This is a genomic window from Nostoc sp. NMS8 (assembly GCF_017115045.1).
In the GTDB taxonomy this organism is placed as follows: domain Bacteria; phylum Cyanobacteriota; class Cyanobacteriia; order Cyanobacteriales; family Nostocaceae; genus Nostoc.
Map to the genome: position 1 here is coordinate 48,098 of NZ_JABXKK010000088.1, position 21,839 is coordinate 69,936.

General features: G+C 42.0%; 17 protein-coding genes. 7 read left to right on the top strand and 10 right to left on the bottom strand.

Annotated elements, in window-relative coordinates; all coding sequences use genetic code 11:
- Positions 1 to 130 precede the first annotated feature (130 nt).
- The 4 genes from HWQ39_RS17760 to HWQ39_RS17775 form a co-directional block, all read right to left on the bottom strand.
- A complete protein-coding gene (locus tag HWQ39_RS17760) occupies positions 131 to 1,411 on the bottom strand; it encodes an ABC transporter permease (RefSeq protein WP_292847703.1) in 1,281 nt (426 codons plus the stop codon).
- Between the two features lie 134 nt (positions 1,412 to 1,545).
- Positions 1,546 to 3,132, bottom strand: a complete 1,587-nt coding sequence (locus tag HWQ39_RS17765; RefSeq protein ID WP_292847706.1) for an efflux RND transporter periplasmic adaptor subunit — start codon at positions 3,130 to 3,132, stop codon at positions 1,546 to 1,548.
- A 97-nt stretch (positions 3,133 to 3,229) separates the two neighbouring features.
- Positions 3,230 to 3,895 (bottom strand): hypothetical protein, encoded by a 666-nt coding sequence (locus HWQ39_RS17770; protein WP_292847709.1) that lies wholly within the window; start codon positions 3,893 to 3,895, stop codon positions 3,230 to 3,232.
- Positions 3,896 to 4,195: 300 nt separating this feature from the next.
- Positions 4,196 to 4,822, bottom strand: a complete 627-nt coding sequence (locus HWQ39_RS17775) for a TetR/AcrR family transcriptional regulator (protein WP_292847712.1) — start codon at positions 4,820 to 4,822, stop codon at positions 4,196 to 4,198.
- A 188-nt stretch (positions 4,823 to 5,010) separates the two neighbouring features.
- On the opposite strand from HWQ39_RS17775, the gene HWQ39_RS17780 reads away from it, so the two are divergent.
- The gene (locus HWQ39_RS17780; RefSeq protein ID WP_292847715.1) at positions 5,011 to 5,904 is read left to right on the top strand and encodes a tetratricopeptide repeat protein; all 894 of its coding nucleotides are present in this window, start codon (positions 5,011 to 5,013) and stop codon (positions 5,902 to 5,904) included.
- Between the two features lie 248 nt (positions 5,905 to 6,152).
- Here HWQ39_RS17780 and HWQ39_RS17785 read toward each other — a convergent pair whose 3' ends face one another.
- A complete protein-coding gene (locus tag HWQ39_RS17785; RefSeq protein WP_292847718.1) occupies positions 6,153 to 6,551 on the bottom strand; it encodes a response regulator in 399 nt (132 codons plus the stop codon).
- A 282-nt stretch (positions 6,552 to 6,833) separates the two neighbouring features.
- Here HWQ39_RS17785 and gyrA point away from each other — a divergent pair, with 282 nt between their 5' ends.
- Positions 6,834 to 9,320, top strand: coding sequence for a DNA gyrase subunit A (gene gyrA / locus HWQ39_RS17790; protein ID WP_292847721.1), 2,487 nt, complete (start codon positions 6,834 to 6,836; stop codon positions 9,318 to 9,320).
- Between the two features lie 561 nt (positions 9,321 to 9,881).
- Positions 9,882 to 10,067 (top strand): chlorophyll a/b-binding protein, encoded by a 186-nt coding sequence (locus HWQ39_RS17795; protein ID WP_292847724.1) that lies wholly within the window; start codon positions 9,882 to 9,884, stop codon positions 10,065 to 10,067.
- 131 nt (positions 10,068 to 10,198) lie between these two features.
- On the opposite strand, the gene rpoD is transcribed toward HWQ39_RS17795, so the two are convergent.
- Together rpoD and gyrB are read right to left on the bottom strand one after the other, a co-directional pair.
- A complete protein-coding gene (rpoD, locus tag HWQ39_RS17800) occupies positions 10,199 to 11,368 on the bottom strand; it encodes an RNA polymerase sigma factor RpoD (protein WP_069073375.1) in 1,170 nt (389 codons plus the stop codon).
- Between the two features lie 1,611 nt (positions 11,369 to 12,979).
- Positions 12,980 to 14,917, bottom strand: a complete 1,938-nt coding sequence (gene gyrB, locus HWQ39_RS17805) for a DNA topoisomerase (ATP-hydrolyzing) subunit B (protein ID WP_292847727.1) — start codon at positions 14,915 to 14,917, stop codon at positions 12,980 to 12,982.
- A gap of 194 nt (positions 14,918 to 15,111) precedes the next feature.
- On the opposite strand from gyrB, the gene miaA reads away from it, so the two are divergent.
- Positions 15,112 to 16,017, top strand: a complete 906-nt coding sequence (gene miaA / locus HWQ39_RS17810; protein ID WP_292847730.1) for a tRNA (adenosine(37)-N6)-dimethylallyltransferase MiaA — start codon at positions 15,112 to 15,114, stop codon at positions 16,015 to 16,017.
- 60 nt (positions 16,018 to 16,077) lie between these two features.
- Here miaA and HWQ39_RS17815 read toward each other — a convergent pair whose 3' ends face one another.
- Complete coding sequence (locus tag HWQ39_RS17815; protein ID WP_292847733.1) at positions 16,078 to 16,764, bottom strand: Uma2 family endonuclease; 687 nt, start codon at positions 16,762 to 16,764, stop codon at positions 16,078 to 16,080.
- Positions 16,765 to 16,935: 171 nt separating this feature from the next.
- Between HWQ39_RS17815 and HWQ39_RS17820 the strand changes: the two genes are divergently transcribed.
- A complete protein-coding gene (locus HWQ39_RS17820; RefSeq protein ID WP_292847736.1) occupies positions 16,936 to 17,625 on the top strand; it encodes a WG repeat-containing protein in 690 nt (229 codons plus the stop codon).
- A gap of 41 nt (positions 17,626 to 17,666) precedes the next feature.
- On the opposite strand, the gene HWQ39_RS17825 is transcribed toward HWQ39_RS17820, so the two are convergent.
- A complete protein-coding gene (locus HWQ39_RS17825) occupies positions 17,667 to 17,903 on the bottom strand; it encodes a DUF2281 domain-containing protein (protein WP_292847739.1) in 237 nt (78 codons plus the stop codon).
- Between the two features lie 223 nt (positions 17,904 to 18,126).
- Here HWQ39_RS17825 and glcD point away from each other — a divergent pair, with 223 nt between their 5' ends.
- Together glcD and HWQ39_RS17835 are read left to right on the top strand one after the other, a co-directional pair.
- Positions 18,127 to 19,599 (top strand): glycolate oxidase subunit GlcD, encoded by a 1,473-nt coding sequence (gene glcD / locus HWQ39_RS17830; RefSeq protein WP_292847742.1) that lies wholly within the window; start codon positions 18,127 to 18,129, stop codon positions 19,597 to 19,599.
- A 598-nt stretch (positions 19,600 to 20,197) separates the two neighbouring features.
- On the top strand, positions 20,198 to 20,542 hold the full coding sequence (locus tag HWQ39_RS17835; protein ID WP_292847745.1) for a DUF6174 domain-containing protein: 345 nt from the start codon (positions 20,198 to 20,200) through the stop codon (positions 20,540 to 20,542).
- Between the two features lie 14 nt (positions 20,543 to 20,556).
- Here HWQ39_RS17835 and HWQ39_RS17840 read toward each other — a convergent pair whose 3' ends face one another.
- Positions 20,557 to 21,750, bottom strand: a complete 1,194-nt coding sequence (locus HWQ39_RS17840; protein ID WP_292847748.1) for an FAD-dependent monooxygenase — start codon at positions 21,748 to 21,750, stop codon at positions 20,557 to 20,559.
- Positions 21,751 to 21,839 lie beyond the last annotated feature (89 nt).

Below are 21,839 nucleotides of genomic sequence, written 5' to 3' on the forward strand. Positions count from 1 at the left end.
ATGAGTAATGAGTAATGAGTAGTGAGAGTTGATTTGTAGCCGTAGTCACATAGGTTAGGACAGTGTTAATTGCTCAAAGGCTTGAAAAAATAGGGTTTTTACTCAGCACTCACTACTCAGCCCTCTTAAGTTAGTCACTGCGTAAAGCGTTAATTGGATCTAATTTAGATGCATTCCGTGCTGGAATCACGCCAGCAATTAAGCCAACGGTTAACGAGAGTCCAAAGCCAGCAATAATCGACAAGAAAGAAATTATAAACGGAAATTTGAAAATGCTTGAAGCTATAAAGGCTAATAAAATACCAACTGTCATACCAATACATCCGCCGACAATGGAAATCACGATCGCTTCGGCTAAAAATTGATTGAGAATAGCTGAATTAGTTGCTCCTACAGCTTTGCGAATCCCGATTTCTCGCGTCCGCTCAACTACGGAAACTAGCATAATATTAGCAATACCAATGCCACCAACTACTAAAGAAATTCCAGCGATCGCTACCACCATTACTGTAAACAAACCCACAACACCAGTTAAGGTACTAACAATATCAGCTTGATTAGTCAGCCGAAAATCATCAGCTTGTGGTGGATAAATATTATGACGCAGCCGTAAGAGATTGGTAACTTGAAACTGAGCGGCTTCTAACTGCTCCTGATTAGCGCCTTTAACTAAAATTCCATTTACAGAAACGCCTACCAGGGCATTGTTCCCAACTAGTCTCTTTGACATAGTAGTTAGAGGGATGAAAATCTGGTCATCTCGATCCATCGGCCCCTGAGAACCTTTAGCTTCCATCACCCCAATGACTTCATAGGCCTCTCCCTGAATCCGAATTTTCTCGCCGATGACATTGGCTCCCTGTGCAAAGAGTGTTTTTTGAACTGTGGGGCCAAGAATGGCAAACTGTGCGGCAGTATCTAGTTCTTCTTGAGTAAAATATCTCCCTTGTTGGGGGTGAGTATTTCTGACTTCTGGGTAGTTTAAATCTGTGCCATAAATGGTTGTTGAAGTATTCTGTCCAGCATAGACAACTTGGGCGCTGCGTTGGAGATAAGCAGAAACCATCTGTGCTGATGGCGCTTGTGTAGCGATCGCTTTAGCATCTTCCCAAGTCAAGGTACTGCTAGAACCGACTCCTTGACGGACATTCCCACTTCTAGCCGCACCCGCCAAGATTTGGATAACATCTGTACCCAATGCTTGTATCTGTTGCTCAACCCCCTTTTGTACCCCTTGACCGACAGAAGTAATGGCAATAACTGAAGAAATCCCAATAATCACGCCCAACATAGTTAGACTTGTGCGTAATTTATTACTCCACAGAGTCTCTGCCGCCATTGTCAAGATTTCCAGCAACGGTACTGTGCGGGTATTCTTAGTTTTGGAAAAGCCCTTAAATATCTTAAACATAAGGTTTTATTTAAAGAAGAATGCAGAATTCAGAATCAATTAGTGGAGGAATTAAACCCACATATTTATCCGCTAGTCAAACTTGAATTTATACTGAATTCTGACTCCTGAATTCTTTATTGTTAAAACTAACTTTAAGGGGAACCACCGCCGGAACGACCTCCGCCGCCACCTGCTCCTCTTCCGCCACCGCCACCGCCACCGCCTGCACCTCCACCTAGACCAGGGAAAACTCCTCCTCTTGGTGTTGATTGCGGACGCGATCCTGGGGGGAAACTGAGTAATACCCTTTCGTCTCCTGTCAATCCCGATTTAACTTCGGTAAAGTTATTGGCAGTGACGCCAGTCTCGATGCGAGTAAACACAGGTTTGTTATCTGTTCCAGCCACAAACACACCTGTGGCATTTTCTTGGCGCACTACTGAGGCCGTTGGTACTACTAGAACATTTGCAACTTGACCGACTTGAAAATCTACTTCTGCATTCATCCCAGACCGTAGTAGTCTTTGAGGGTCTGAAAGTGATACTCTCACTTCAAAACTGGTAACGTTTTGCTCTACAATTGCTTGGGCAGCAATTTGGCTCACTTTACCTTCAAAGGTTTTTCCTGGGTAGGCATCTGCTTTAATCGAGACTTTTTGACCAAGGCTGATTTTGGAAATATTTGTTTCCGCTAAATTGGCGACAACTTCATTGGTTGAAGCTAAAGACAAGATTGAAGAAGAAGAAGAAGAAGCGACTTCACTACTGGCAGTTGTGGGTGTCACGAAAGCACCTGGATCGGCATACTTCTTTGTCATTACACCTTCAAAGGGTGCGCGAATAATTGTGTCATTGATTTCGGCTTGGATGTTTTGCAGCGATCCACGAGCAGATGTTACCTGGGCACGGGCTGCGTTAATATCTTCTTGGCGGGTTCCGGCTTTAATCAGTGCCAAAGCTTGCTGTCTCTGCTTCACTACAGCTTTTGCTTGCTCAATGTCTTCTGGACGTGACCCGGCTTTTTGCAAACCCAGTGCTTGCTGTGCTTCATTTACATTAGCTTGGGCACTGTCGCGATTGGAACGATTTTGGTTAAGAGTCTGGAGGGAAATACCGCCTGCATTGTAAAGTTGTTGATTCCGAATAAAATCATCTTCTGCTTGGCGAAGAGCGGCTTGAGCGCTTTGCAAGCGTGCCTGTGCTTGGCCAATATCTTGAGAACGATTGCCTGTTTGTACCTTTTGCAGATTCGCCTCGGCTTCGTCTAATACTCCTTGTGCTTGAGCAATATCTTGAGGACGATTACCTGCGATCGCTTTTTGCAAATTTGCCTCGGCTTGTGCCAATTGTCCTTGAGCAGAGGTGAGTTGCCCCCGTAGGTTGGAATCATCCATGTAGGCGACAATCTGTCCTTGTTTGACAATATCTCCTTCTTTTGCGAGTAGGCTTTTCAAGATACCAGAATTTTTCGGACTGAGGTTAATTGACCGCTCAGGTTTGATCGTTCCGTTCGCTGAAACTGTGATTGTTAAACTTTGCCTTTCTACAGGCTTTGTCAGTACCCGGCGTCTAGCTTCTTGACGGGGAGCAACCGTTACTTGGTAATAGACGGCATAGCCAATTCCACCCAAAAGGCAAAGAGCTATTAGCCAAGAGAGCCAATTACGTTTCCCCTTTTTTTTCTTTACCTCTGGAACTAAAGCTGGTGAATCTACGGTATTTGGTGTATCAATTTTCATGTTTATTTGTCTATAAAGAACGGCTACCAAGCTGGTTATTCACGGCTAATATAGCCTGGTAGCCCTATACTGACAATAATTTTGAGTTTTTAGTGTTTTAAAGGTTTATTTGCAGTACCAATCCACTAGGAAGTCTGAAATAATCATCACGCACTCTAACTAATCTCCCAGCAGGAACAATTTCCTGATTAGGAAGGAGAATATCTCCGTTGGGAAGTCTGAAGTAACCTTGATTACGTAGCCTGGCTATGGATCTAGCAGGAATAATTTGCCCATTGGGATATCTGATGTCACCATTGCCAAGTCTGACTACTCTGTTATTGAATTGGTTGTCGCGGTTCCAATTATCCCGATCTCTAGGGTTTCTAACTTCTCCAGCATTGGATCTACCATCGCGGTTCCAATTATCCCGATCTCTAGAGTTTCTGACTTCTCCAGCATTGGATCTACCATCGCGGTTCCAATTATCCCGATCTCTAGAGTTTCTGACTTCTCCAGCATTGGATCTACCATCGCGGTTCCAATTATCCCGATCTCTAGAGTTTCTGACTTCTCCAGCATTGGATCTACCATCACGATTCCAATTATTCCTGTCTCCAGGATTTCTGTTTTCTCTATAGTTGGATCTGCCGTTGTGATCTTGATCGTTTTGAGCAACAATGTCGACTTTCGTCTCGGCATTTGCAGGTGCAGTCAACAGAGTGGGGACAACGAGCAGGGTAGCAGCAGCTAAGACTATCGATAAACGGTTTGGTTTTAACATAGAATTGACTCCTTATTTAGATTAAAGTTCGATTATGCTTAGGTTCAAATTCATCAATTTAGACAGTTGCTTTTGTTTTGGCATCAAGATGTCTAATGTTTACCCCTTCGTATAATTTCATACATACAATTATTGCTCAAAAGCTTTAAACCGATATATGACCAAAGTCATTAGTAATTCCAAACTGGTGTATGACCAAAGTCATAAGTTTTTTTAATAGGAATTGGGAATGGGGAATAGTTAATAATCAATAGTTCTTTTTACCCTGCTTCCCCTACTCCCTCACTCTCCGCTCCCTATTTAATCCTGGCTTGGTGCAATTCCTTGCCAGACAATATCTACAAGACTCTGGACAAATGTTGATACATCTGTGGCCCGCTCTCCAGAATTTAATGGGAATTCGGTAGTTGGTATACTGACTTGAGACGATATCTGCTCTACGAAAACGTAGTTCATCAGCGATCCTAGTAAGATATGAGCTACTGTCTGGGGATCGCAAGGGCGAAGCCGATTTTGGTTGATCTCACGCTCTAGGAAAGCAGCTAGTACTTTGACATCTTTTATGGGTTTTGGTTCTTTACCTCCAAGTTCTGGGAGCACATTTCCGCGCGATCGCACCATCATGCTTCGAGGCAGCACTTCACGATGGAATTCCATAATCTGGAGACAGACCTTGATGAGGTTTTCTTTGAGGTTGCCTTTGCCACAAAGAGATTCCAACTCGTTTACCCACAGGGGTTTTTCTGGAATTCCCATCGCCGCAAAAAATAATTTTTCTTTCGTTGAGAATCGCTTGAAAATTGAAGCTTCAGAAATACCAGCTTGTTGAGCAATTTCTAAGGTTGAAGCACCAAATCCTTGCTGTAGGAAAATTTGACGAGCTGCTTCTATGATTTGCTGATTGGTAATTCTGGGTATACGAGCCATAAATAAGTAAGTGATTACTTATTAATATATTGCTTTTGTTATCAGGATGTCAAGAACCACTAAAGTTTCTGTTAATACTTCTTTCCTCCTGTCCTCTGCCTTTCTTTGTAAGATTTTGCTACCGTCAACAGCACAGATCGTTTAAGCTAGCTGAAAGATTCTTTGATTAGTGGCTTAAAGGCGGTAGTGTGCCTAAACATGTACGTTTGATTTCTTTTCTAATGATCTGTAGTTTGTGGAGTATGCCAAAAGCCGCTAACGCGCAGGCATTAATACCCCATACACTGCAACTAGATGCGACAAAGTTAGAGAAGCAGGGGTTGAGCCTGGCACAAGAGGCGGCTCAACTAGCTCAGTTTCAACAGGTAGAATTAGCTTTGCCACGAGCGCGGCTGGCTAGTCAACTGGCTCCGGGGAATGATAAGGTGTGGTTGCTGTTAGGTGGATTGCAACTGCAAACTAAAGAGTTTGACGGGGCGATCGCTAGTCTAAAAAAAGCACAATCTATCAATCCCAAAAATGGTGATATTTTGTTTGCCTTGGGTTCAGCTAATTTTCAGCAGAAAAATTACCAAGCTGCTATTGTCAATTACCAAGATGGTTTGAAGTTAAAACCCAACGATCCAGAGGGTTTATTTGATTTGGGTAATGCTTACTATTTGCTGGGTCGATTACCAGATGCGATCGCCCAGTACGATAAAGCTGTCTCTCAAGATAAAAAATTCTGGCCAGCGCTTAACAATATTGGCTTAATCAACTATGAGCAGGGTAATATCCCCGAAGCGATTAAGCGATGGCAATCGGCTGTAACTCTTGAGAAACAAGCCGCAGAACCTTTATTAGCCTTGGCAGTGGCACTCTATACGAAAGGCGATCGCCAACAAGGGCTAACCTTGGGAGAAGCTGCACTCCGTATCGATTCGCGCTATGCTAATTTGAATTTCCTCAAAGAAAATCTTTGGGGCGATCGCCTCCTGTCTGATACGAAAAAATTCCTAGAATTACCCCGTATTCAAGCAGCCCTACAGCAAAGAGAAAACTCATCATCAGCGCCTACGCCTAGAAAACAGCCTACTCAATAGGTAGTTTTGAGTAATGAGTAATGAGTAATGAGTGTTGAGTGCTGAGTTTACGAGTTCAAATATTTAACTGTTAATTCCAAACTTCTAACTCCAAACTCATTACTCAGCACTCATTACTCAACACTCGTCCTTACCACTTGCCTAATAGTACCTTTTCGTAGTACATCTATACTAGATAAATACAGGAACTAATCGCCCAAAAACATTTGCGGGCGAGTATTCCTGAAATAAGTCGTTAATTCTCAGTGTTAGTCTGTGGGTAGAAGTGCAATTATTTGGTCAACAAACAGTTGATGGTCAACAACTGGCTTAGAAATGTAGCCATCAGCACCGCTTTGCTTGAGAAAGTTCTCGCGATCGCCTTCCATAGCATGTGCCGTTACCAAAATCACAGGTAAATTTGCTGTTTTAGGATCTGATTTTAACATCTGTGTAATCTTGATTCCATCAACAGACTTACCTTGGTAAACACTTCTGGACAGAGAAACATCCATCAAAATCAGGTCGGCTTCTCCTGATTGGGCAATTTTTATGACTTCTTCGACATTTTCAGTGTGTTTCACACCCAAGCCGCCACGCTTGGACAAAATTTTGGAAAAAACACGAGCATTAATTAGATCGTCTTCAACAATTAAAACAGTTTTCATGAGAATTTTAGTTATAGAGGTGAGGAGATTCAAGAATTCCAGAATTCAAAATTAACAAATGCAATCATTGTAAATATCATGGCTACTAAGTTTATGTAGATTATACTCGTGTGCATCCTTTTTAATAGTCAATTGCATCGTTGTCATCAAGGATGATACTACTGCTTTTTTTCTGTGACTATCAAAATTTTGTTATGAATCCTATTTCATCCGTTATGCTGTGGTTGCCGCAGTGTTGAGTTCCATCGGCTTTTGTGTAGTTAAATTTCAGGGAAAAAACTCATGGCAAAACAGTTAAACCTTCTCTCAACGGGACAGGTAATTCCAACAGCCCTGCATACCGAGATGCAGCGGTCTTATCTAGAATATGCCATGAGCGTGATTGTCGGGCGAGCGCTACCAGACGTGCGTGATGGCTTAAAACCAGTGCATCGCCGCATTTTGTATGCAATGCACGAACTCGGTTTAGTACCAGATAGACCCTATCGAAAATGTGCCCGTGTAGTGGGTGATGTGTTGGGTAAATACCATCCCCACGGCGACCAATCAGTTTACGATGCTTTAGTCAGGCTGGTGCAGGACTTTTCTAGCCGCTATCCCTTGCTAGCAGGACACGGTAACTTTGGCAGTGTCGATAATGACCCGCCAGCAGCGATGCGCTATACAGAAACCCGCCTCGCACCTATCAGCCATGAGGGAATGCTGACAGAAATTGGGGAAGAAACTGTGGAATTTGTCGGGAACTTCGATAATTCCCAGCAAGAACCAACGGTGTTACCTGCTCAGTTGCCGTTTCTGTTGCTTAATGGCTGTTCTGGGATTGCCGTGGGAATGGCGACAAATGTACCACCCCACAATTTGGGGGAAGTTGTCGATGGGTTAATTGCTTTAATCGACAACCCAGATTTGCCAGATGAAAAATTATTTGAGTTAATTCCAGGGCCAGATTTTCCCACTGGTGGAGAAATAATTGGTGAGGCGGGAATTCGGGAAGCATACACCACAGGTAAAGGTGGAATTCTGCTGCGAGGAGTCGCAACTCTAGAGGAAATTCCCGCCGCGAGGGGAAGCAAGCGACGGACGGCAATTATCATTACAGAATTGCCTTATCAAGTGAATAAGGCTGCCTGGATTGAGAAGGTAGCGGACTTAGTAAATCAAGGACGCTTGCAAGGAATTTCCGATCTCCGGGACGAGAGCGATCGCGAAGGGATGCGGGTGGTAATTGAACTCAAACGCGATACCAATCCCCAAGAAATTCTCCAACATTTATATCACCAAACTGCTTTACAAATGACTTTTGGGGCAATTCTCCTAGCAATAGTGGATGGACAACCCCGGCAATTAAGTTTGCGTCAACTCTTGCAGGAGTTTTTGAGATTCCGAGAAGAGACGCTGAACCGTCGCTACAATTACGAGTTGGGTAAAGCCCAAAGTCGCGTGCATTTGGTGGAAGGTTTGCTGAAAGCGCTATCTAATTTGGATGAGGTAATTCAAATTTTGCGGCAAGCTCCCGATGGCAGTACGGCAAAAATTACTCTTTGTAGCCAACTGGATTTGAGTGAGGTACAAGGAGATGCAATTCTAGCGATGCCGTTGCGCCGCCTCACTAGTTTAGAACAGCAAAATTTGCAGCAAGAATTTGAGCAGATCAGTGGACAAATTAGCTTGTTGGAGCAATTACTCAACGATCGCCGCGAATTACTCAAGGCGCTGAAAAAAGATTTGCGATCGCTCAAGCGCAAGTACAACGATCCCCGACGGACGAAAATTGGAGAGGAGCAGAAGTCTAGGGCAGAGGAGCAGAAGTCTAGAGCAGATGAGGAAGAGGAACTTAAATCTTCTGAACCAGTAGAAGAAGCGATTTTAGAATTTACCCAACGGGGTTATGTCCGCCGCACTCAACCATCTGGGAGAAAGTCAAAAGCTGAAAATGGTCTGCACGATAATGATTTCATTATCCAAGCTGTGTTGACCGACACCGGGAAAGACTTGCTAATACTAACTGGTGGCGGCAAAGTGTATCCGGTGAATGTGGGAGAAATTCCCCCAACTACTGGGCGTTCTCCACGGGGAAAACCTTTGATCACTATGCTCAGTAGTACTGCTCAAGGCGCTCAAGAAGCTGTAGTCAGCCGCTTTTTGCTGCCAGAAAATCTCGTAACTAAGCAGATGATTCTTCTAACAAAACAGGGAAGAATTAAGCGTCTGTCTCTGGAAGAATTTACTAATCTGACTCGGCGCGGAATTACGATTTTGAAGCTCAAAGACGATGATGAATTATCATTTACCCAGTTCAACGCTCCAGGGGAGCATCTGATTTTAGCTAGTTCCGGTGGGCGAATGTTGCGCTTTGCAGTCAATGATGAACAATTGCCGATTATGGGACGCACCGCAATGGGTTTACAAGCATTTCGGTTACTGAAAAATCAGCAAATGGTTGGCTGTGTGACTGTGGGTAAAGATGACCAACTGCTGCTAGTTACTCAAGAAGGATATGCCAAGCGGATGGCTGCGAGTCAGTTGAGAGCGGCTAATCGCGGCGATTTAGGCACGCAAGCGCTGAAATTTGCTAGCAAAACTGATAACTTAGCTGGTATGGTCATGGCGATTGCATCTGGCGAGGTAGCTTTAGTGACGAATAAGGAGCGGGTCGTACGGATACCTATGGAAACAGTGCCGCTCTTAGGTAGAGATGTCAAAGGTGAAAGCATTCTCCAACTCAACCGCGATGAAAAAATTATTATTGTTGCCGAAGTGCGATCGTAAATTACAGCGCTTCCCGCTATTATGCAATACAATTTTCTCCTTGTCCCTCTCTTAGCATAGCTTTCAGCTTTGAGAATGTACCTCATAGCTGCCGTAAGTGCTGTATGTAGGGCTGATCTCGTTCCCAGTTTCCGACAGACTGATTATTGTAGAGACGGCGATTCATCGCGTCTCTTGCCTTAAGCGAACAGTATCAACCCCGATTTCTTGAAGAAGTCGGGGTTCTGGTCAGTATTTTCGATTGCAATATCTCCATTAATTATCAATAATTTTTAATTTCAAATAATAAACTCTAGTGAAAATCAAGCAATACAAAAGAATCATTTGATAATTACTGTCAATAAGCTTAAGATTCTCTATGACCGTATAAATCTAGATAACGTTTTTTCTACCTCAGTAAATCTCACTGGAGGCAAATATTTTAATCTGTATAAATAGATATTTCTATCTATGTCAAGCTATGAAGACAAAAGTATAAAAAATGTTGTCTTTCTCAAAATATTTGTTATATTAGTTTACATAAGGCAATAAACCTTAAAAATTAAGTTTGGAGTCCTAACCATGACAAATGCAACCACAACAAAAGTCACTACTCCCATAATTGAAGATCGCAACGCTTGGCGCTGGGGTTTTACCCCGCAAGCAGAAATCTGGAACGGTCGCTTGGCAATGATTGGCTTTTCAGCAGCCGTTTTGGTTGAGCTTTTTTCTGGTCAAGGTTTCCTACATTTTTGGGGCATCCTATAAGTTTTAATATTTAAGATGACCTATAAATAAAAAAACCTGGAGTGCTAATTCACTACCAGGCTTTTTATTTTTTGTCATTTGTCAGTTGCCATTTATCATTTGTTTAAGGATAATGACCAATGACTGATTGACTACCGAATATATTCCTTGAGAACGCTGTTGCGATTTGGATGACGCAATTTGCGAAGTGCTTTTGCCTCAATTTGACGAATCCGTTCGCGGGTGACGTTAAAAATCTGGCCGATTTCCTCAAGGGTTTTCATGCGACCATCATCCAAGCCGTAACGTAGTCTGAGAACATCGCGTTCACGTGGGCTGAGACTGTCGAGGACTTTTTCAAGGTCTTCGCGCAGAAGATTTTTGGAAACTTGGTCTTCTGGTGTCTCACCATCAGATTCAATAAAATCGCCCAATCGAGAATCTTCTTCTTTACCAATAGGCGTTTCTAATGAAATTGGTAACTGAGCAGATTTTGCAATGAACCGCAACTTCTCAATGGTCATTTCCATGCGAGTGGCGATTTCTTCTTCAGTAGGTTTGCGACCCATCTCTTGAGATAGTAACTTGGTGGTTTTCTTAATCCGAGAAATGGTTTCGTAAAGGTGAACTGGAAGACGAATTGTGCGGGATTGGTCTGCGATCGCACGGGTAATTGCTTGACGAATCCACCATGTAGCATAAGTGGAGAACTTATAACCTTTTTCGTGGTCAAACTTTTCAGCGGCACGAATCAAACCGAGACTGCCTTCCTGAATTAAGTCCTGGAACGACAAACCACGATTCATGTATTTCTTAGCAATTGAAACTACAAGACGGAGGTTAGATTGCACCATCTTGTCTTTCGCCCGACGACCAACATGGAGGCGATAACGAAAGGCTGGTAGTGGCAGTTGTACTGCTTCTGCCCATTCACTATCTCGAGGATCGCGATCTAACTGTTCACAAAGTCTTTCGCGTACCCTCTCTAATTCCAGTAAATCGGCTATTTTCCGCGCCAATTCAATTTCTTCGTCTGCCCGCAACAGACGAATTCTACCAATTTCTTGCAAGTAAAGCCGAATTGAATCTTCTGTGTAATGCTTTTTCTTGCTTTGTGTCCGACGACGCGATTTAGCGGCTTTTCCAGACTTTGCGTCGTCCTCATCAGACTGAGGCTCTAAAAATTCCTCGTCACCTTCATCGATGATCAGCAAGTCCTCTTCATCGTCTATTAAGAGTTCTTCTAACTCGAGCTCAGGCTGATTTATTATTTCTAGGTCAGGCTGATATATGCTTTCGAGTACGTTGTTAGCCTGGTTCATGCCGCGTTCCTCATGCTCCTTGCAGAATCAATTACTCAAGATGTGTTTACTGCTCTTTTAAACGAGCCAATTGTCAACCAAAAATAAGCTTATGGCAGATTTGCCAGAGATATTTTCGGACGTTTTACTCCTTTGGTAGGAGGGTTTTTACTTTAGTTTCAGCAATTACTAAAAGTGACTTGCTCACTTTCGTAAATGTTATATGTGTTGCTATCACATATTGCTTTCAACTAGCTGGTCAAATAAGAACTTGCCTTTTTCAAAAAATTTGCCACTCTATACAAATGAGTTCAGACTGTTGGCAGATTTTCCTATAAAGACTCTTCCGATTGTAGCCTGTTTCACAGAAATTGCACTCTTTTTGTGTATTAATCATGAATTCATTAAGCAACTGTTAGCCACTTTCACCAAAAAGACATTAAAAACGGGATTAATACCCTGAAATTTTTTTTCCACTTTTCGGAATTGCAGTGACGTTCTTATGACATTACGAAGTAAGTACGTTTGCTTTTGCCGAATTTCATGTATTTTACACAACATTAATTACTGAGGAAGAGTGCATTTTATGTTAACTCAGACTATTGATCTTAACCTACCCATTTTTACATTTCCTTCATAAATTACGCATTCCTTAGACTCAAGTGGGTCTTGACCTTGGGTAAATACAACAACGGTGGTAGTGCTTGCCTGAAAGCAGTTAACCTTCTGCGTACTAACTACCTTAACTGAGGAGTTAAGGCGGTGAGAGAATCGACCCGATTGGAGATCAATTTAGGTTTCACTAATTCGGCCTTATTCACACGTTAGCGCACTGTGGCGATTTCAGCCCTATGAAAGTTGACAAACTCTTCTTATTATATACAAGGATATTTTAATCAATTCAAAAACATTTTGTCCTGCGAATTCGCCAATATAGTCCTATCTTAGGCAAAAGTACATTAGATACATACGATACAATCGCGATCGCCATGACTATACATGAAGATATTAACAAGTTTTCAGACTTCTGGTGTGTACTTCCCACAGCCATCATACAGAACCCAGAAGATTACTTGATGATTTTAGTTACAAAGCTTTTTTACGTAACTTAATTGTAAATTTAAATACTTTTATTTCGGTGAGTTTCTGTCATCTTATGATGAGAAATCCTCAAAATACTTATTAATTGCTGTTTGATAGACGATATCCAGTTATTTTCTGGGGTCATAACAAACGTGTTTCTAGTTTAGGCGAAATTAATCAGTGAGTCAGAGCAAAGAGTATTGTCTAGACTCAGGCTTCTAACGAAGTTGGTAATTTTGCTAGCGCTAAAACATTAATTTTTTGGAAAAATTGACAATATGCAAGCTATGTGTATTTATCTAACGGAGATTTAGAATTTTTGTAGTTATGTAGTGCCAAAATACTACTAATTGTGTGATAACTTAACCTAAATTTTTTTTAATTGTTAGCGTCTAGTTTAAAGTTAGGGTGGCTTTCAAACCTACACCTAACGAAAAAGAGTTATTTCGGTAAAGCAGAGCAAGGGGCATCACTTCAATGCGACAGATCCCCGAATTCTCAAAGAAGTCGGGGATCTTGTTTTTGACGAATGATTTAGGAATGCTGGTATTAGATATCTAGATCGGTGAAGTTGAGCTTAGAACCATAGGTTTCGATGAATTCTCGTCTGGGTGCGACCCGATCGCCCATTAAAATTGTGAAGATGCGATCGGCTTCGGCGGCATCCTCAATTTCGACTTGCTTCATTTTACGAGTTTCTGGGTTCATAGTGGTGTCCCAGAGTTGTTGGGGCATCATTTCACCCAAACCTTTGAAGCGTTGGATGGTATAGTTGGCGTTAGCCGGAAATTTGGCGATCGCTTGATTTTTTTCGCGATCGCTATAGCAATACTCATGATTACGTCCCCGTTCTACTTTAAATAGTGGGGGACAAGCAATATAAATAAAGCCTTGTTCGATGAGTGCCCGTTGATATCGATAGAAGAATGTTAACAGCAAAGTCCGAATGTGCGCTCCATCTACGTCAGCGTCAGTCATAATGACTATGCGGTGATAGCGCAGTTGAGTGGAATCGAATTCATCACCTTTGACACCTAAACCGAGTGCTGTAATTAACGATTGAACTTCGTTATTTTTATAGATTTTAGCGTCATCAGTTTTTTCAATGTTAAGAATTTTACCACGTAGAGGCAAGATTGCTTGAGTGCGGCGATCGCGTCCTTGTTTGGCACTCCCACCTGCTGAATCCCCTTCCACGATGAATATCTCAGATTCGCTAGGGTCACGAGAACTACAATCAGCCAATTTACCAGGTAATGGCGAAGATTCTAGTACTGATTTGCGCCGAACTAATTCCCGCGCATGACGCGCTGCTTCTGCGGCTTTGAAAGCTTGGATAGCTTTATCTAAAATTGAGTCGGCTATAGCAGGATGAAACTCTAGATACTCAGTGAGGACTTCTCCTACCAAAGAATCAACAATTCCCCGTACTTCAGTATTACCGAGTTTGGTTTTGGTTTGTCCTTCAAATTCTGGATCTGGTACTTTAACGGAAATTACCGCAGTCAAACCTTCTCGGACGTGTTCGCCACTGAGGTTAGTTTCATTCTCTTTAATTTTATTGCGCTTACGTGCGATCGCATTTAATGTCCGAGTTAGAACCGCCTTTAACCCTTCTAAGTGCGTACCACCATCCACCGTGCGAATATTATTAGCAAAACCTAGTACATTATCCGTATAAGCATCAGTACACCATTGCAATGAAACTTCAACCTGTACATTATTGCGTTCCCCCTGTACATAGATAATTTCTTCATGTAGAGGTTGCTTTTCGCGGTTCATGTACGCGATATATTCTTTAATGCCACCCTTGTAATTGTAGGTTTCTACCTTGGGTGCGTCACTTTTTAGTAGTTCCAGACGGTGGTCAGTAAAGGTAATTTTGACACCCGCATTCAAATACGCTAATTCCCGTAGGCGACCTGATAAAGTAATGTAATCAAACTCAATGCTAGTTGTAAAGATTTGGGTATCTGGCTTAAAAGTAACAGAAGTTCCGGTTCTAGCTTCTTTGTAAGCCTTTGTTTGCAGTTCGCTAACTGGGATACCGCGTTCATAGCGTTGGAGATGAACCTTTTTATCTCGCCAAACTGTAACTTCTACAACCTCAGATAGGGCATTAACAACAGAAATACCAACCCCGTGTAATCCTCCAGAAACCTTATAGCCACCGCCGCCAAACTTACCACCAGCGTGTAGTACCGTCATCACGGTTTCCAAAGCTGATTTTCCGGTGCGCGAGTGAGTATCAACGGGAATACCGCGACCATCATCTGTTACAGTCACAGAACCATCAGCGTTGATATCCACCTCTATATGAGTGCAATGACCCGCCAAAGCCTCATCGATTGAATTGTCCACCACCTCGTAAACTAAATGGTGGAGTCCTCGCGGCCCAGTGGTACCGATGTACATTCCTGGTCTTTTGCGGACGGCTTCCAGACCTTCCAGAACTTGAATCTGATCGGCACTGTAACTGCTCGTCATGTAAACTCTCCTGATGCGTGGGGTTAAACTCGCCTAAAAGTAAATAAAAGCAAAAACACTCCAAAATTGTAACACAAAAGCCTTGCTAGCGTCTGTAGGGCATTTTCAAGAGAAGTTTATACTAGGGTTGCACTACCGTGCGATAGGGGCAAAGGAGCAAAGAAAGAAAACTAATGACCAATGACTAATGACTAATGACTAAATTAATTGTGATTTGTGGGGCGACGGCAACGGGTAAGTCGAGTTTGGCTTTGGCTTTGGCGATGCGGTTTGGTTCTGTAATTCTCAGTGCCGATTCTCGTCAAGTTTACCGTGAGTTTGATATTGGGACGGCGAAACCAACTGCGGCTGAACAAAAATCAGTGCCGCACTATCTAATAGATATCTGCGATCCAACAGACACGATGACGGTAGCAGACTATCAGGAACAAACACAAGCCTTAATTGCATCTGTTGATGTTACACCACTTTTGCTAGTTGGTGGTACTGGGTTATATATCCGTTCCATTGTCCAAGGGATGAAAATTCCTAGAGTTGCACCACAAATTGAATTGCGATCGCAGCTTGAATCTCTAGGTCAACCACAACTCTACGCTATGTTACAACAAGTTGATCCAGCTGCGGCACAAAAAATTCATGGCAATGATTCAGTACGGACTTTACGAGCATTAGAGGTATTTTATGTAACCGGATATCCAATTTCAGAACAGCAAGGGGAGAATCCACCGAATTATCCGATTTTGCAAATTGGTTTAGATTGCGATGTTGATAAGTTAGGCGCTCGTATTCAACAGCGAACTAAGCAAATGATAGCAAATGGTTTGGTTAAAGAGGTGGAGAATCTTTGTCAAAAATATGGCGCTGATTTGTCTTTGTTGAATACTTTGGGCTATCAAGAAATTAAGCAATATTTGGCTGGGGACATTTCCTTGGATGAAGCGAAAGAATTAATAGTTTTGCATACGCGACAATTTGCCAAGCGACAACGTACTTGGTTTCGAGCATATCCGCAAATTCAATGGTTTGATGCCGATGATTCTGATTTATTAGAGAAGGTTTGGCTGCGTATAAATGAGTTTATAACTTGTACAAGCTCATAATAATTTTTGGCTTATGCAAACAAAGACGCAAAAAAACTTTGCGTCTTTACAACCATTGTCTTATAGAGTGTCGGGATCTACCCCCATAGCCCGTAGCCTATCTGCTAGTAATTGGGTGCGTTGTCCTGCTTGTTCGGCGCGTTCATCTCCAGTCGATAAAATATTACCATCTTGGTAGCACCAGCGTAACCAAGTATCTTGTCTATCTTCAAATTTACCTTCCCATAGAGTTATACCTAAACCAACTTGTTCTAACCAAGTTTCTGAAGTTTCAAAGTAGCGTGTTCCCCTTAGTTCATAAACATGCAGGATTTTTTCTGATAATTGCTGATTTGGGTCATATACGATGTAATAACTAGCCCGCATGTGTTCATAAATTTTCAGTTTTTTGCCCAGTTCATCACCTTCTTTATTAGAGACAATTTCGAGGACAACTTCGGGAGGTTTGCCAAAACGCCAAACCATATAACAACGATTTTGTTTTTCCCACCATTTTTCAGGAACTTGCACATCTAAGCTGAGAAAAACATCAGGTACAATGGGAGGCTGAAGGTCTGTGTAATAAATACCCACATTAGCTTCAGCTAAAAAAGTCTGGTTTTGTAGAGAACTGTAAAGAGAACTCACTAAAAGGCGTTGATGTTTAGCAGATGCAAAATTGTCCACAGGTGTATCATCTTCAGTGATTAGCTGGTTGGCATCTGGCACATAGTAATCATCATCATTGATTAGAACTTCCTGAACCATGATTTTATCCAGTACTTAAGAGCGTTATTTCTAGGTTAATTGATTAAGGATGAAAGGGTGCGATTACAGATCGTCTACTTGTATTCACAACCTCGTTTCGATTGAATATATGTCAAAATCCACTTTATATCTTAATATAACACCAGAGAAATTATCAGGTAAAAAAGCTTAATGAATAACAACTTAGAACTATTTCAGATAGACAACAAGTGGGGCTACAAAGACCAGAAAAGACTGGAAGTTATAGAACCCAAGTTTGATTATGCTCGTAACTTTTCCGAAGGGCTAGCAGCAGTCAAAATTAATGACAAGTGGGGTTACATCAACCAGACAGGGGGTGAAGTTATCCAATTCTGGTTTGATAAAGCAGATAGCTTTTCTGAAGGGCTAGCACGGGTCAAAGTTGGTTCCAAGTGGGACTATATCGACAAGAACAAGAAGATGGTTATTCCTCTCCAGTTTGATTGGGCTGGAAACTTTGCTGATAGAGTAGCACCTATCCAAGTTGGTGATAAATCTGGCTACATTGACCATTCAGGGGAAATTGTCATTCCCTTGCAGTTTGACAGGGCTTATAGCTTTTCTGATGGGCTGGCAGCAGTCAAAATTAATGACAAATGGGGCTACATCGACAAGAAAGGACGGGTAGTCACCGAACCCCATTTTGATGAAGCAGATAATTTTTCCGAAGGAGTGGCACGGATTAAAGTTGGTTCCAAGTGGGGCTATATCGACAAGAAAGGGCAAGTGTTTATCCAGCCACAGTTTAATGAAGCTGACAGCTTTTCCAATGGTATGGCAAGGGTCAAGGTTGATGAGGATGAACGCTATATTGATGTGATGGGAGATTTTATGTGGTAAGCCTATAAAGGGTGATTTGATGATGGCATCGTTTAACAGTTTCATTCCTCACTTTCACCTAACCAAAATTCATCAGGTAAAGGGTCATTAAAATCATCACTTATCCAAATCTTACCTTGATTTAAACCTAGTACCCGTTTCTGAGGTGGTTGTTGGGGTTGAGCATATTTTTGTACTAAAAACTCTACAAAATCTAGCACCTCTTGTTGCTGTTCGGGTGCTAGGGTTTGCAGCTTTGCAATTAATTTTGAGGTGGAATCTAAAACTTGGTAAGTCATTTCACCCTCTCCTGTTAAATGTGTTACTTTATATTACTTTAATCCCACAATTCACAGAATATCGGATTTTACCATCATTCAACGCACTTGTTAAGAGACATCGCACCTTCCGTACTCAAATTATGCGATCGCTTTTACTCACCCTTGACTGCTATTCTTGCAACAATAGTAATTACAGCTATATTAACCAGCCTGCAACATCTACCTTGAACTTTAAGAAATTATGCTTGCTCAAGATAAAAAACAACGCAACTGGAAACCCATTCTCAAAGCATTTGAGGCTGCCCTTGGCAAAAATGGTGTGGTGCAACGCCGCGAAGAACTCATTACCTATGAATGCGATGGTTTAACTGGCTATCGCCAAAGTCCCGCTGTGGTGGTGTTACCCAGAACTACAGAACAAGTTGCCCAAGTGGTGAAGATATGCAATCAATATTCTATACCCTTCATCGCCCGCGGCTCTGGCACTGGTCTATCTGGTGGTGCTTTACCAGTGAAAGACTCTGTTTTAATTGTCACTTCGTTAATGCGGCAAATCATCAGTATTGACTTGGAAAATCAACGGACAGTTGTACAACCAGGGGTGATTAATAGTTGGGTAACACAAGCCGTTAGTGGTGCTGGATTTTACTACGCACCTGACCCTTCTAGTCAAATTATCTGCTCTATTGGGGGCAACATTGCCGAAAATTCTGGTGGCGTGCATTGTCTCAAATATGGCGTCACCACTAACCATGTTTTGGGATTAAAAATTGTTACGCCGGAAGGGGAAATTATTGATTTAGGCGGAGAAATCCCAGAAATGCCTGGTTATGATTTAACCGGTGTTTTTGTTGGTTCTGAAGGCACTTTAGGGATTGCTACAGAAATTACTTTGCGAATTCTCAAAAGTGCAGAATCAATTTGTGTGCTGTTGGCAGATTTTACTAGCATTGAAGCTGCTGGGGCAACTGTTTCTGACATCATCAGCGCTGGAATTATTCCTGGTGGTATGGAAATGATGGATAACTTCAGCATCAATGCAGTTGAAGATGTTGTTGCAACTAATTGTTATCCTCGCGATGCTACTGCTATTTTACTAATAGAAATTGACGGTTTAGAAGTAGAAGTTGCAGGTAATAAGCAGCGAGTTACTGAAATTTGTAAAAAGAATGGGGCGCGGAATGTCACTTCTGCTACTGACCCAGAAACCCGATTGAAATTATGGAAAGGACGCAAAGCAGCTTTTGCGGCGGCTGGGCATTTAAGCCCTGATTATTATGTACAAGATGGTGTAATTCCTCGGACTCAGTTGCCTTATGTTTTACATGAGATTGAGGCATTAAGTAAACAATACGGTTATCGTGTTGCTAATGTGTTTCATGCTGGCGATGGCAATCTTCATCCGCTAATTCTTTATGATAATTCTGTGTCTGGGGCATTAGAACAAGTAGAAGAAATGGGTGGGAAAATTCTTAAACTTTGCGTCAAAGTTGGTGGTAGTATTTCTGGTGAACATGGCATCGGTGAAGAGAAAAAGTGCTATATGCCACAGATGTTTAGCCAAGTTGATTTAGAAACTATGCAATGGGTACGGCAAGTTTTTAATCCTAAAGGGTTAGCAAATCCTGAAAAGATATTCCCCACACCACGAACTTGTGGTGAAGCTGCAAATGCATCGGCACTCAAACAATTTCAAGGTGTGGAAAGATTTTAATTTTCTGCAAAGGTTTATTTACAGAATCACTGACAGTTGCTCATTGAAATCTTTGAAAAACTCAAGTTTACTTCTGTAACGTGAATTTACTTGATTTCGATGATGCAGCCTACTAATACGCTTGGGTTAAGGATAATTGGTCTTTGAAGACGCGATTTATCGCGTCTCTACATTAACGTGAGTTCGATGAACCTCTCCCTCCCAACCTCCCTTTCCGTTTCGGAGAGGGAGGAGCAACGAAAAATTCAGCTTTTTCCTCCCCTCTCCGTGTCGGAGAGGGGTTGGGGGAGAGGTCAAATAAGACTTGTCGAACTCACGTTACATTAAAGTTTTATTGCTCATTCTGAACTGTATTGTTCAGCCTACAATTACTACCTCACTCTGGCTAAGGTGGCAATTGTCGTTACGCGTAATTAATAAAGATTTTACCAAAGTTCCTAATGTATTTCTTGAAGATTTGACTAGGGATGGGTATTTTGAAAAGATAGAGATTCAGTTATAAACGAAAGAATTTTAATCAAAATATAAAATTTATTTAAACAAAAAAATTAATTAATATACTAGAATTATTGTAGTTTTTAAAATTTAATGGATTGATATGCATTTACCTATCATTATTAGTGCAACACTATTGCTATCTCTGGGTATGAACCTACCAGTCATGTCCGAAACTACCGTAGAGAAAGCACAAGGTCAAAAGAATAATAACTTGAATTCAAGACAATTAAGATTTAATCGCCGTTTGTGGGAACAGGCAAATATTTCTAACTATCGCTATACGTTTAGCAACGGTTGCTTTTGTATCCCAGATGCTAGAGGCCCAGTAGTGATTGAAGTACGTAATGGTCAGACAACTTCAATCATTTCTGTAGCTACAGGTAAAGCAGTTAATCCGCAATTTTTTCAACAATACAAAACAATTCCCAAGCTTTTTAATTACTGATGCCACATTAAAATTTAACTTTTTACAGAGGGCTTGAAATCATACACCCATTTGTGAAAATCATCATTAAGACTCATTTGCCGCTCTTGCGTCTGCCCTGTAGATGACGCTAAGTTAGTGTCGTAGTACCGCATCTCGCCTAAGGCACTACGAGCTTGGATGATTTTCGTGCGCTCGATGCGACACTGTTCATAGCTAGTCAGAGCTGCTTGGAGATTCGCTGAATCAGCAAAACACTCTCGCAGTTGGTATGCATCTTCAAAAGTGGTATTGGCTCCTTGTCCCATAGCAGGTGCCATTGGATGGGCGGCATCGCCTAAGAGTGTGACTCTGCCTTGACTCCAGCGACTTAACGGTGAGCGATCGCAAATCGGCCCTTCCCAAATTTGCTCGGCTGGTGTCGCTTCTACCACCGCTCGAAAGGATTCATCCCAGTCCGCTAATTCATGGAGAATACGAGACTTCACCTCATCGGCACTGTGAGAAAGGGAGTATTCAGGCGAGAATTTTCGACTAATCCAACTGGTATAGCCGCCACCCACATTAAGAAGATACATAAACTGTTTATTGCCTTTGACAAAAACTAGTTCATAGTCATTAAATAGCTCGTGGCGATACTTGATGACGGCACGCCAACACATACTACCGATATAATTAGGCTTACCTTCGCCAAATAAAATTTCTCGGACGACAGAGTTGACGCCATCAGCCCCAATCAGCAAATCTGCATATACTGATTTTTCACCGTCAAAATGAATTTCCACACCGTTTTCATCTTGCTCAAAACCGATGCAGCGATGATTGAGGTGAATGATGTCAGATGGTAATCTTGATGCTAAGACTCGCTGTAGACGATACCACCAAATAGTCAACAATGGTTGTCCGTATTGCTCTAAATATTTAGTTGCGTTAGTTCGGATTGTTTCTCCTTGAATATTCTTTAAAACCGTGTGGTGAACTTCGCATCCTGAACTTTTGAGGGCTTCGACAATTCCCGGCGCGATTGCATCTAGGCAACTCAAGCCATTGGGGGCAAGTCCGAGTCCAGTTCCCGCCGGACGAAATTCTTGAGCTTTTTCGTATAATTGAACGTCTATCCCTTGGCTTCTCAGTGCTATAGCAGCAGCTAAACCACCTGGCCCAGCACCGACAATAGCAACTTTCGCTACTATGGGTTTGGATAATTTATCAGTTAAATTTGTGTTCATATATTACATTAGAAGTCAGAATATCCCATAAATACATCCGCTTCATCCAGCCTCAAGACAGTTGCTTTGCAACCTCATTTTGAGCTAGA